This window comes from Carboxylicivirga sediminis (genome assembly GCF_018156225.1).
Lineage (GTDB): Bacteria > Bacteroidota > Bacteroidia > Bacteroidales > Marinilabiliaceae > Carboxylicivirga > Carboxylicivirga sediminis.
This window is the reverse complement of the sequence record NZ_JAGTAR010000029.1, coordinates 15,367-27,903: the sequence shown is the minus strand read 5'-3', so window position 1 is coordinate 27,903 and position 12,537 is coordinate 15,367. Positions and strand designations below refer to the sequence as shown.

The 12,537-nt window shown below is 42.7% G+C and carries 12 protein-coding genes; 7 read left to right on the top strand and 5 right to left on the bottom strand.

Annotation, left to right across the window (positions count from 1 at the left end; all coding sequences use genetic code 11):
• Window positions 1–55: 55 nt before the first annotated feature.
• Together KDU71_RS16915 and KDU71_RS16910 are read right to left on the bottom strand one after the other, a co-directional pair.
• Window positions 56–1,060, bottom strand: coding sequence for a FecR family protein (locus tag KDU71_RS16915; RefSeq protein WP_212192277.1), 1,005 nt, complete (start codon window positions 1,058–1,060; stop codon window positions 56–58).
• A gap of 69 nt (window positions 1,061–1,129) precedes the next feature.
• On the bottom strand, window positions 1,130–1,705 hold the full coding sequence (locus tag KDU71_RS16910) for an RNA polymerase sigma-70 factor (protein WP_212192276.1): 576 nt from the start codon (window positions 1,703–1,705) through the stop codon (window positions 1,130–1,132).
• A 219-nt stretch (window positions 1,706–1,924) separates the two neighbouring features.
• Here KDU71_RS16910 and KDU71_RS16905 point away from each other — a divergent pair, with 219 nt between their 5' ends.
• The 5 genes from KDU71_RS16905 to KDU71_RS16885 all read left to right on the top strand — a co-directional run bounded on the left by KDU71_RS16905 (window position 1,925) and on the right by KDU71_RS16885 (window position 7,413).
• On the top strand, window positions 1,925–2,869 hold the full coding sequence (locus tag KDU71_RS16905; RefSeq protein ID WP_212192275.1) for a hypothetical protein: 945 nt from the start codon (window positions 1,925–1,927) through the stop codon (window positions 2,867–2,869).
• Window positions 2,870–2,996: 127 nt separating this feature from the next.
• A complete protein-coding gene (locus KDU71_RS16900) occupies window positions 2,997–3,485 on the top strand; it encodes an RNA polymerase sigma-70 factor (protein ID WP_212192274.1) in 489 nt (162 codons plus the stop codon).
• Complete coding sequence (locus tag KDU71_RS16895) at window positions 3,482–4,366, top strand: FecR family protein (RefSeq protein ID WP_212192273.1); 885 nt, start codon at window positions 3,482–3,484, stop codon at window positions 4,364–4,366. Before KDU71_RS16900 ends, KDU71_RS16895 begins: the two co-directional genes overlap by 4 nt.
• 49 nt (window positions 4,367–4,415) lie before the next feature.
• On the top strand, window positions 4,416–6,896 hold the full coding sequence (locus KDU71_RS23315) for a TonB-dependent receptor (protein WP_317195172.1): 2,481 nt from the start codon (window positions 4,416–4,418) through the stop codon (window positions 6,894–6,896).
• 208 nt (window positions 6,897–7,104) lie between these two features.
• A complete protein-coding gene (locus KDU71_RS16885; protein ID WP_212192272.1) occupies window positions 7,105–7,413 on the top strand; it encodes a hypothetical protein in 309 nt (102 codons plus the stop codon).
• Between the two features lie 68 nt (window positions 7,414–7,481).
• Here the strand turns inward: KDU71_RS16885 and KDU71_RS16880 are convergent, their stop codons facing one another.
• From KDU71_RS16880 to KDU71_RS16870, 3 genes are all read right to left on the bottom strand, one after another.
• Entirely contained in the window at window positions 7,482–8,201 is a 720-nt protein-coding gene (locus tag KDU71_RS16880) for an SIMPL domain-containing protein (protein ID WP_212192271.1), read from the bottom strand.
• A gap of 99 nt (window positions 8,202–8,300) precedes the next feature.
• Window positions 8,301–10,184: a DUF4139 domain-containing protein gene (locus tag KDU71_RS16875; RefSeq protein WP_212192270.1), complete on the bottom strand. Its 1,884-nt coding sequence runs from the start codon at window positions 10,182–10,184 to the stop codon at window positions 8,301–8,303.
• Window positions 10,185–10,305: 121 nt separating this feature from the next.
• Window positions 10,306–10,677 (bottom strand): cupin domain-containing protein, encoded by a 372-nt coding sequence (locus KDU71_RS16870; protein ID WP_212192269.1) that lies wholly within the window; start codon window positions 10,675–10,677, stop codon window positions 10,306–10,308.
• Between the two features lie 186 nt (window positions 10,678–10,863).
• On the opposite strand from KDU71_RS16870, the gene KDU71_RS16865 reads away from it, so the two are divergent.
• Both KDU71_RS16865 and KDU71_RS16860 read left to right on the top strand, forming a co-directional pair.
• Window positions 10,864–11,814, top strand: a complete 951-nt coding sequence (locus KDU71_RS16865; RefSeq protein ID WP_212192268.1) for a mechanosensitive ion channel family protein — start codon at window positions 10,864–10,866, stop codon at window positions 11,812–11,814.
• A gap of 222 nt (window positions 11,815–12,036) precedes the next feature.
• The gene (locus KDU71_RS16860) at window positions 12,037–12,534 is read left to right on the top strand and encodes a DUF192 domain-containing protein (protein ID WP_212192267.1); all 498 of its coding nucleotides are present in this window, start codon (window positions 12,037–12,039) and stop codon (window positions 12,532–12,534) included.
• The last annotated feature ends 3 nt before the right edge of the window (window positions 12,535–12,537 follow it).

Genomic DNA, 12,537 nt, shown 5'->3' with positions numbered 1-12,537 from the left:
TGACCCGTTATAACCAGAGGTATAAACCATATTAGGAGGCTGAAAAGGAATTGCTTCATTTTTGAGCTTTGTATATTCGGTAGGTCTGACCTTGTTGTTCGTAGACAATATCAAAGGTAGCGGCTATCACATCCAGCACCTCGTGTACCTCTTTATCTTTAAAAGTAGCGGTCAGGTTGGTCAGATTTATGTTGTTATCGTTACAATTTATGTGCACGTCGTAGCTTTGCTCCAGTACTTTAAAAACCTCTTGCAGGGGCTTGTTTTTAAACAGCAGGGTTCTATCTTTCCAAAAGAGTGAAGAAGGTGTCGATGTTGTACTTCTTAGGTTTTGTTGCGTATGCGAGAGGATGCCGCGCTCACCGGCTTTCAGCTCTAAACGCAAAGTATCGCCTGATGATACAACAGGGTAGAACAGTTCCACCAAGCCCGACTCCACATCTACCGTTACATTGCTTGAATTGGTGACTTTTACATTAAAACGTGTTCCCAGCACCCGGATGCCACCCATACCAGCTTTCACAATAAATGGCCGAAGGGTATCGCGTACCACATCAAAAAAGGCTTCGCCTTGCAGTTCCATATGGCGGTGCATGTCCTCAGCCTGGCTCAGGTAACTTAGTTGGCTGCCCTGGTTAAGCGTTACGATGGAGCCATCAGGCAGAGTGTCGGTTTTGCTTGTGGTGGTTTGATTGCTGACAATAAATGGTTGATGCACATCAGCTTCCTGCTTGAAGATGTTAAACAGTAAAACAATCAGCGCAATGGAGGCGGCCGCATAAATTGCCGGATTCAGAAAGCGACGTATGGTTTTCTTCTGGTCATGCTCATCAAGGCGTTTTTCAAGGGTGTTCCAGGCATTAGGCACATCAACCGGCAGTGGGGCAGGATTTAGCTCACCACTCTTTAGCCATGTAGCTTCCAATTGGTCAAACGCAGACTGGTTGGCCGGGTTATCCTCCAGCCACTTGATGACCATCAGCTGCTCATCATGCGATACCTCGCCAAGCAGAAACCTGGTTAACAGGTCGATGGTGATATGTGTTGGTTCATTCTGCATATAGTTTAAGCAATCTGACCTTGCCTTTCATTTAGCTTATTAATATGACATTTTATTAGTTCCATAACCCTATTTGCCATTGATGATTTGTTGAAAAAAGATGAGCAGTAAAGGCAAATAATCCTTGAGCTCTTCCCGCAGGTATTGCAGGGCCTTGCCCATTTGGTTTTCTATCGTTTTTTTTGATAATCCCATTTTATCGGCAATCTCCTTATAAGTCATCTCCTCATAACGACTCATGATAAATATTTTCTTGCGCTGAAGGGGCATTTGGTCAATGGCACTTCTTATTTTCTGGTCTAATTCACTAACAGTGAGTGTATCGGTGAAATCATTATCACTTTTTTCGATTTGCTCACTGTTATACTGCTTGTAGGTTTCGCGTATAGCAATGTGCTTAATCAAATTAATACAACGGTTACGCACAGCCCGGTACAAGTAGGAGCTGATGGCTGTTTTAATCTCTGTTTTGTCTCTGTTGATCCACAATTGAAAAAACACCTCCTGGCAAACTTCCTCCGAAGCCTCCTGCTCTTTCAGAAAATTAAAGGCATAGGCCACCATACGACTATAATGCATATTAAAGAGTTGCTCATAGCCGGCACGGGTTTTCCAGTCGTGCGTTATATGTGTTTGAGGTGCCAAGTGATGGTTTATATCTGAGGTAAAATTAGGGAAAATATGTTTGTATCATCCATAAGCACTGATGCTTAAAATTTTTTTTCAAAAAAACTTCAAATTATTGGTAGGGTAGTTTCCTTCTAATGCGGTATGTCAGTGTAAGAGCGTTTTAAACAGGATTCAAACGGAACGCTGACAGCTCTTCAGACTAAGAAATTAACTAATCACATAAAAAAAGAAGTTATGAAAAAGGTATTATTATCATTAGCAGTTATGGCGGCCCTGGCAGCTTGCGATAAAAACGACAGTATTATTGACGATATGCCAATGGCTGATGTGGATCTGAAATCCACTACTGAATCGGTTGTGACCACCGAAGCGGCCCTGGATGATGTGGCCGAAGCAGCCGAATTTGAAGTTGACCTGTTTACCGGTACCGATGAAGCTGCAGAAGTAGCCATGGCGGTAGAGGGAGATGCAAGTCTTAAAGCAGGTGGCGATCAAACACGCAACCGTTTCCGCGAGCGTTATAAACTGGGTGTTTGCCCCAGTATTCTGATTGAAAAGGAAGAAGGCGGCTGGCCACGCACCATCACACTCGATTACGGCGATGGCATTGAACTGGCCAATGGACGTATCATTGCGGGTGTGATTGTTATTGTGCAAACCGATTCGCGATTGGTGAATGGAGCTACCCGAACCATCACATTCCAGGATTTCAGTGTTGATGGGGTTGGTATTTCAGGAACCATTGTAAAAACCTTCCTGATTGATGAAATGAAAGTGACCATTGTACGTGACTTAACTTTCACATTGGAAGACGGAACAACCATTGACCGCTATGCTGAGTACGAACGCGTTTGGTCAGCTGGTATGGCTACACCTTTCGACCCGACTGATGATGTATTTGAAATCACGGGTAATGTTGAATGCGTGGATTCTGATGGTAACAGCTATCGTCGTGAAATCACCAACCGACTGATTAAAAAAGGTGGCTGCCGCTGGATTGTTGCAGGTGAGGTAGCTTTATACAAGAATGGTGTTCAGTTTGCCACCATAAACTACGGCGATGGCGAATGCGACAACATTGCTACCATGACCACAGCCGAAGGTTCTGAGCAGTTTGTAATAGGTAAATGGAAGCGTGAACGCCGCCAAGAACGTAATCAAAATCAAAACGGACAATAATCAATTTCCCGATTCCGTATAAAGACCGAAGAAGTAAACGTGCTTCTTCGGCTTTTTCACCACAATGATGACATTCAATATTTTCGTAGTAAATTAGCTAAGCTAAAGACCATCAATTATCACTATTTTGAAACGGGAAGATTTTAAACGATTGTTTGATGAGCAATTTGATCACTTGCGTAATTTCCTATATTACCGCTGTGGTGATGCTGAACTGGCAACCGACATTGTTCAGGATGTATTCCTTAAATTGTGGGAGAAACAATTAGATAAACGACCCGAGGAATTGGTTGGATTACTCTACAAAATGGCAAAAGATGCTTTGGTTAGTAAGTACAGACATAGCCAAACGGAGCAATCGTTCAGGGCCAGGCCACCCGACGACAGCAGCAGTCAAACACCCGAAGAGGCCGTCAGTTATGAAGAATTAAAAACAAACTATGAAAAGGCGCTTAGACGGATGCCTGAAAAACAAAGAGAGGTATTTTTGATGAGCCGCAACGACGAACTAAAGTACCATGAAATCGCCCAACGGCTCGAACTAAGTATCAAGGCCGTAGAAAAGCGGATGAAGCACGCATTACAATTTCTAAGAGAAGCACTGGCAGTACAATGAAGAACGAACAGTTACATAACGACCAATGGCGCAACGATGAAGACTTTTTAAGGTCGTTGCCAGAGCTTGAACCATCCTATTCGCGTTCAAAGCATGATGTGTGGCAAGAGCTGGAGGCAACTATGGAAGCATCGCCCAGCGAAAGAGTGCAGCCTGAAACCATGCCTGCAAAGGTCAGAACATTACGTCCGTTACTGATGACCGTGGCCGCTTTGCTGGTGGTGTTATTAGCCACAACTGCATTCTTCCGTTTGTATACCAAAACAGTGAGTGCGCCTATGGGTCAGCACCTGACCGCCCTTTTACCAGATGGTTCCAGTATTGAACTCAATGCAGGTTCAGTTGTCAAGTACCAACCTTTATGGTGGCGTTTCAATCGTGAAGTGCAGTTTGAAGGCGAAGGCTTCTTTAAGGTTCAAAAAGGTCAATCATTTGAAGTGGTTTCTTCACTTGGGCGAACCATTGTATTGGGCACAAGTTTTAATATTTATGCCCGCAAAAATGAGTATAAAGTAACCTGCTATACCGGTAAAGTGAGAGTAGTGAGTGTGCTTAGTGGCGAATCAACCGATATTACCCCTAATATGCAGGCCTATATCCAGTCAAATGGTAGCTTGGTAAGTGAGGTTGAGGAAGACGCAGCAACTAATATTTCCTGGATGAACGATATGTTCTTCTTTACCGGAACGCCTGTTCAAACTGTTTTTGAAGAAGTGGAGCGCCAGTACGGGGTACGCATCCAAACAGTGGGCCAAATGAATGACTTGTATAGTGGTAACTTCTCTCGCAACCGTTCTGCCGATGAAGTGATGAACATGATATGCCTGTCGATGGGACTAAAGCTTGAAAAAACAAGTTATGGCTATAAGGTAAGTCAATAGATAGTATACTGATAAAGGCATTTGCCGTCATTGGACATAAGTTGATTACGTGAAACGAATTATTGTTTTTTTTATATCTACTTGGATTTTATCCACCTCTGCAGTTTTTTCACAAACTATTGAGGTGGATTGCCATTCCAGGCCCCTGAATGAACTACTCATTGAATGGCGGGAGGCCTACCAGCTGCAGTTTTCCTTTAACGATGAGCAGCTTTCACACTATAAAATAACCATAAAGCAAAGCTTTAACAGTATTGACGAAGCACTCTCAGCTATTTTAAAAGGGCTGCCACTGGATTATCAAAAAAGCAGGGAGGTGTATATCATCTACCCGGTAAAGCAAACCAAGCCATTGAAAAGCTTTACGCTGGTAGGAAAAATTATTGAAGCAAAAACGGGCGAGCCATTGCCCTTTTCGCATATCAGGGCCAATGATCAGCAGACAGTGACAGACATCAAAGGCATGTTTAGTTTCAACTTTCAGGAGGATAGTGTATATGAAGTAACAGCCTCGCACTTGGGATGTTATATGCTTGATACTGTTTTGGTGGCCGGTGCGCAGCATACCATTGTATTACAACCATCGGTTTTTGGTATTAAAGAGGTAGTGATTACCAATAACATTGTGGAGAAGTCAACACAGATTGGTGAAGCATCCGGCCTTACAAGCCTGAACCACCACATTGCCAACTACCTGCCCGGAAACGGTGATAACTCGGTTTTTAATCTCTTACGTTTACAACCGGGGATTCTGGCAGCTGGCGAGCAACCCAACGATCTGATTATTTGGGGCAGCCCCGAAGGTACCAGCCGTGTTAAGTTTGATGGTTTCACCATTTGGGGGCTGAAAAATTTTAATGACAACATCAGTGCCGTAAACCCTTATGTGGCCAAAAGCATAGAGATTCAAAAAGGTGGATATGGAGTGCCCAATGATGATGTGGTGGGGGGCATTGTTAATATTGCAGGTAAGAATGGTAATTTAAATAAGCCCGGTGTTAATTTGTTCATCAATAACCAGACGCTCAATGGTATGGTTGAAGTACCGTTGTTCAGGAAATCATCTCTGATGCTGGCTTTCAGACAAACCTACTACAACATGTTTGATAAGGATGATGTCAGTTATAAAAGCAACAACAATTCTAATAGTCAGATTGACGCAATTCCTGATTATGAGTTTCGCGATTTCAACATCAAATACTCTTTACAGGGAGATAATGGCGACCTGTTATACATGAGTATGCTCTATGCTGATGATGACTTCTTGGTTAATGCCTCACAAGAGCGGGATAGAAGTAGCTGGGAGCAACAAACCCGGGAAGATAATCATCAGTTGGGTGCGACACTTTTTTATGGTAAAACACTTGCGAATGGTCTTTCATCTAATTTAAAAGTCAGTTATTCGGCCCTATATTCCCACTATTCACAGCTGCGCGAGGTGAGTAATCGTCGTAATACCTTTAAAGTAGTGAGAGCTGATGAACAGGACCAAAATGATGTGGGCGAACTGTCTGCTCAGTGGGAAAATAGATTTCAGATGGGAGAGCGAAATAGCCTGACAATGGGTCTTGATTTCGTGCATAACGATTTGGTGCTGTATGAAGATACTTTTGATACACGCTACATCGACCTCACAGAACGGGCCAACCGCCTGAGTATATATGCCCAGAATGAACTTAAGCTGGCTTCGCGCTTGTATATGACAGCGGGCCTACGCATGAATCATTCCTTTTTTCTTAACAAGTTGTATTTCGATCCGCGCCTGAGTCTGTCATTCAGGGCATCGGGTAATATTAAGCTGAATGCCTCGTGGGGACGCTATCATCAGTTTTTAGTTAAAAGCTCGGTGGAAGATGCAAGTGGTAACTATCGATACTCCTGGTCTATTGCCGATAATGATGAAGTACCCGTAATCAGTTCAACGCACTATGTGCTGGGAGGGGCTTACACACCTAAAAATTTTCTGTTCAGCATTGATACCTATTACAAAACCAATGATGGCTTAACCCGCTTTATTCGTTACCGCCAGGAGAGCTATATTTTTATTGGCGACAGCCGCTCTTATGGTATAGATTTTTATGCTAAGAAAGATTTTAAAGGACATTCGGTATGGGCCTCCTATTCATTGAGTAAAACAGAAGATCATTTTCCGTTTTATCAAAAAGACGAGTATCGAAGGGCATTTCAGGATCAGCGGCATGAAGTAAAACTGGCCGGCTTGCTTAACCTCGGGCGTTTCCACCTATCAGCCAGCTATGTATACGGTTCCGGCTTTCCTCTGTATAACAGCTATGTCGATCAAAGCTATACAGAGGCTGATTACAACCGACTGGATGCATCGCTAGTGTACAGACTCGCATCAACAAAATTTGATGGCGAAATAGGTCTATCAGTATTAAATCTAACAGATGCTGATAATATCAAATATAACCAGTTTAATCGTGTTCCATTCGATCAGCTTAATACAGTGTACATCAACCCTGAAGCCGTTCCTTTTACGCCTTTGTTATATTTGAAGCTGCATTTTTAGTAAGGCAGAATAGTTGCTGATCTGAAAGCTAAATCATGTAAATTCGGGCAGTTTATCAGTTTTATATAGGCGTTTGTTTTTATTATTAAGTATTTTTTTAGATAATTGTAACCCTTTAGTAATAATACCGTAATAAGTAGAGCTATCTTAATCAGAGTTTTATATAAACTACATTCACATACATTTATTAACTCAAACTATCAAAATCATGAAAAGAATTCTAGTAGTATTGGCAGTAGCAGCAATGGTGGTTTCATCATGTGGAATGAAAACTAATGCACAAGGTGAAGAGGCTAAAGACAAAGCAGCTGTAGAAACCACTGTTGAGGCAACAGTTGAAGCTGAAGCTGAAAAAGCTTGTTGCGAAAAAGACAGCACAGCAAAAGAGTGTACTGATGCTGAAAAGAAAGCTTGCTGTGAAAAAGATAGCACTGCTAAAGAATGCACAGATGCTGAAAAGAAAGCTTGTTGCGAAAAAGAAGGAAAAGATACAGAGGGTGAGAATACGGAAGCATAACGCTTATCAGGAAATCGTCTCATGAAAGAGAGAAAGGCTGCTCGCTACCTGGCGAACAGCCTTTTTTCTTACTCGGCAAATGTCCACTCCATGTAAATGGCACTTATAATCACTTGTTCTTTGGGGTTCAGGTCAACACCCGAAAAATTATCAGCTCTGGTAATGGCAGGTGTCATTTCTTTATCCATCATCATATCCATTGGGCGGAAAGAAGGTGTATCGGCTCCGTAATTGATATTGGCAATGCCTGTTAGCTTTACGCCTGCTGCATTGGCTATAATCTCTGCTTTTTGTTGGGCATCGGCCACAGCCAGTTCAATAGCTTTTGCTTTTAATTTCTCTTTTTGTGCTTCGCTGAAGCCAAATGCCAGGCGGTAGTTGATGTTTAAATCAGCCCGATTCAGACTCTTTAATAATGCATCCGAAAACTTTTGAGTAAAGGCGTCCTTCACTTCCAAAGAAATGTTGGCCACATAACCCGACTTAATGCGTTTATTTTGCTGCCACTCATAGGCCTCGTTAACTGATATGGCCTTGGATTTAATAAATTTTGGGTCGATACCATTCTTTTCAAAGGTGTGCTTCAGTGTTTTCAGGCTTTCCATGGCCTTGCTGAAGCATTCCTGATAAAGACTGTCCTTCACCGTCAGGTCAACTGACACAATGATTTCTTCAGGCACCTCGCTTATGCGTGCCTGCCCTTCTACTTTGATGCGATTACTGTTTTGAGCCACAAGGGTATTGGCAATAAATAGAATCATCAGGCTAATGTAGGTTGTACGTTTCATAACTATCTGTTTAAATGGTTTTATAAATTATTTGTCGCTATAAGGATGCCGCATTGGGTTTAATTCCATAAACACCCTTCTAATTTTTTTTGAAAAAATTTACTCAATCACCAAGTTACGATATTTAGGATACTTCACCGTGTATTTAAGCTGGAGTCTGGTCTGTTCAGTTGGTGCCATGCTCATCTCCCAGCTCACTTCTCCGGTATCCTTGTTTAGCAGTCCTTTGCTTAGTTCGTCTATTTTTACTTCAATCTCCTCAAGGGTCGATACAGGTATTTGGTCTAACACAATCAGGTTAATGGTCTGGTTCTTATTATTTCGTATGGTAGTCTCCCACGCTTTGCTGTCCTGCTTTTTATTGCCAATAAACTGCCTGGTAGTATAATTTTTAACTGTCTCACGCGAAACAAGCACCTGCTTATCACGGCCGAGTGATAGGTTGAGTGTATCGCTGGCATAGCGCACATCCAGCAGGGTTTTACCAATGTAAGTATCCTCAAAAAATATGTTCGCTTCTCCCTCCAGCAGGTTGTATTGTTCCCAGTCGGTAATCCGGGCTATCAGAAAGGCATCGCGATCGATCTTAGGCACGCAATAGTATTGGTAGCTGGCATCCAACTCATAGGCATCCATATCCACCGTGTAGTTTTTATTATCCGTAGGAATGGTGTAGGTCTGTTTTATCTGAAAATCAACCGTTGTTTGGTTTCTAACCTGTCTGGTAGGTAGAGCAAGGCTCGATGTACCTCTTATCTTTATACTTTTCTCTTTTTTAGGTCGCACACTTACACCTGCGGCACGTCCTTGTAAAGCCGAGCTGATATCACCTCCATAGCCTGTCACCACTACTTCGTCCAGGCCAACTGCATCAAGTGTTAGCTTAACATTGAGGTTAGCCCCGGTGATGGGCAGCGTTTTTTGCTCAAAGCCAACAAACGAATACTCCAGATAGGCCGCATTGTTGGGGATGGTAATGGAGTAGTAGCCATCCATATTGGTAACTGTGCCAATTGAAGTGCCTTTTACCACCACATTAACGCCTGGCAAGGGTTCGTTCATATCGTCCAACACCCTTCCGCTCACCTCATTCACTGCCATCTCGTAGTTGGGTGGCAGCATGTTGTAATCCAGGTAATAGGTTTTCAATTCGGGGGCCACTCCTGATGCTTTGGGGTCAGAAGATGAAAAGGTGAGCTTTACATTGTTCCAGTCCACTTTGGTATCCTGTTGTACATTGGCTTTATAGATGAGCTGCACCGGCTCGCTAATGGTTTTGGACCTGATGTCGTAGGATGGGAACCAGCCGGCATTACTCACCAGGTATGACAACTCGAAACGGGCTTTGCAAGGCGTTTTAACATCTACCTTCACCAGCACCTCTCCGCTAGGGTGTTCTTTCTGGCCCGATAGCGTTCTGATTTGGTGCTCCAGCTTGGTTAGCTCGGTTTGTAACAAATTGATTTGTTGACTGTGTTCTATCTCTTGTAGTTTTAGCTCCTTCAGGCGCTTACCATAATAGGTAGATGTTTGCTGCAGGTTGCTCAGGCTCAGTTGCTCGTTTTTTCCGCCCAGCGAACGGTTAGCTTTTAAAAACTCCAGCTCTTCAAGTGTCACCGACTGATAGGCATGTATTAACTGTAGTTGTGCATCCAATTCTTTTTTCTGAGTTTGCAGTTTTTTGATTTCATCAGAGTGTTTTAGCTGGTTCAGATAGTTCTGCTGATGATTAACGGACATTACGGTCAGGGCGCCATTGGCTTTCACTTGTATGCTTTTGGCATCGATATAGGGCGATAGGCCCGAAAAGCGAAGCAGCTGCGTGCCCTTGCTGAGTTCGATGGACTTAGTGCGGTTCACCTGTGCTCCTTTCAAAAACACAGTGACTTCATTGACTTTTGTTATAATGTCTTTTTCTGCAAGATTACTTGCCGAAAGGCTCGTCATTGTTAGCCATACAAACAGGAGGTTGAGGTATCTCATATGCTTTTCAATTATGTGAATAATCAGTTGTTGCTATCAGGATGCAGACAAAGTGATGATTCCATAAAAGCATATAAAAAAAAGTCAATCTGGTTATTGAGCCAGAATATCTTACAGTTGTTTAGATTCTTACCATTTGTTTTACCACATGGTTAATTACCTCGCTGTGTTCTTTAATGGTGCTGAATATGACAATTTTCAGATCCTTTTCTACGCGAGCCGTATGCCCGGCCGGAATATAAAACAGGTCGCCGCTGGTGATGAGCTCCTCGTTACCATTATCATAGCTGATGCGTATTGCCCCATCGAGCACAGTACCATAATGCGTGCAATGGCAATGGTTGTTTTTCAATCCATGCAAGAGTGGTCCAAAATCGGTTCCCGCCGGTATTTCATTATATGTTGCGGTCAGGTCGCCAAAGTGTTTCTGCGAACGCAATACAGTGCCATTGTCATTCATTACCACCGGGATGTTTGCTTTATTGATTTTCATAGCTGCGTTTTTAAAGTGTTAGTTGAGTCATCTGCAATAGGTAAATGTACTGGTGCAGGCACTTTTTGTCAACATAAATGAACCTGTCTGGTTAATAAAGAAGGGATTATAATTGTCAGTTAGTATCTTCAGGTTTTTGTTGAAAGATTGATATTACCAATAGCTCACAACCAAATTGAATAACACATGAAAAAGCACCTTCGACTCATCTTCAGCATCTGTTTATTATTGTTCTTAATTGCCATCGATCCTTCGTTAAAGTTATGGGATGCACCGTTTCAGGAATTAAGCTGGTTTAATATTATAAGAAAAGGATTGCTGATTGCCTGTACCACCTGGCTGCTGATTGAAGTGGTTAGCAAACTGAAGTTTTACCTGCTTAGGCGTTTTGATATTACCCAGGAAGATAACCTTAAATCGCGCAAGCTGCATACGCAGATTAACCTGCTCGAAAAGGTCATCGTCTTCCTGATTCTCCTGATTGGATTGGGTTTGATATTGATGTCAATCGATAGTATTCGTGAGATTGGGATAGGTATATTTGCTTCTGCTGGTGTGGTGGGTATCATCATTGGTTTGTCGGCGCAAAAGATTGTAGGTGCCTTGCTGGCCGGAATTCAAATTGCCATCACTCAGCCTTTCAGAGTGGATGATGCGGTGCTGGTAGAGAACGAATGGGGGTGGATTGAGGAGATCAACCTCACTTACATTGTGGTGCGCATCTGGGATAAGCGCCGCCTGGTGTTGCCCTCTACCTATTTCCTTGAAAAACCTTTTCAGAACTGGACGCGCACCACGGCCGACATCATTGGCAGCGTGTTTATCTATACCGACTATACGATTTCCTTTGATGCGCTCCGCACAGAATTAACACGACTGTTGGAAAGCACCGAACTTTGGGATAAAAAGGTGAATGTGCTGCAGGTCACCGATGCCAAACAGTCAACCCTTGAAATTCGAATTCTGGTGAGTGCCAAAAATTCCCCAACAGCCTGGGATTTGAGAGTTTTTATCCGCGAAAAAATGATTGAGTTTATACAGAGAAACTATCCACAGAGCCTGCCCAAAACCCGGGTGATGCTGGAGGGTGATAAGGCTGCTCATGTATTCACCGATACACCATCTCTTTCAGAGTAATTACTTTTCACAAGAGTAGATTAATTGCGTATTAGGCTAAAAGAGTATAAGGTTGATTAGTCTGTTAACAGAATTGTTTATCTTAATCGTCAGCAAAGAACAGAATGATTGTTAGTAAAATTTCAACGGAGAGTTAGAATTTTAAGGTTGATGCTGCTAACAGAGTTATTTTAAAGGATGAAAGTGAACAAACTAAAAACTAAGAGGACTAAACGACTGCCCTTGACTATTATACTTGGTATTGCATTAGCGGTGATTGCGCTCAACTTCAGGTCGTGCATACAAAATAGACAGGATTATAAGGCTGCAGGACCGTATGCATTTAAAAAGGAAGGTACACTCTCTTTCTTTCGTGAGGGGCTCGATAAACCGCTGGTCACTATTGATATTGAGCTGGCCAAAGATGATAATGAACGGGCTATGGGGCTGATGCACCGTTACACCATGGACGAGGAACAGGGCATGCTGTTCATCATGGAACGCCAAGAGCCACAATCCTTCTGGATGAAGAATACGCATATTTCACTCGATATTTTGTATGTCAATACGCAGTACGAAATAGTGAAGATTCATCAGCGCACAAAGCGTTTCTCAGAAGAAGGTATTCCTTCAGTTAAACCAGCCAAATATGTGGTTGAAGTAGTAGCGGGCTTTTGCGCTAAGCACCAGATTAAGGAGGGTGACCTAATTAGTTTTAAACGAATAACCTCAGATAATTAAGCT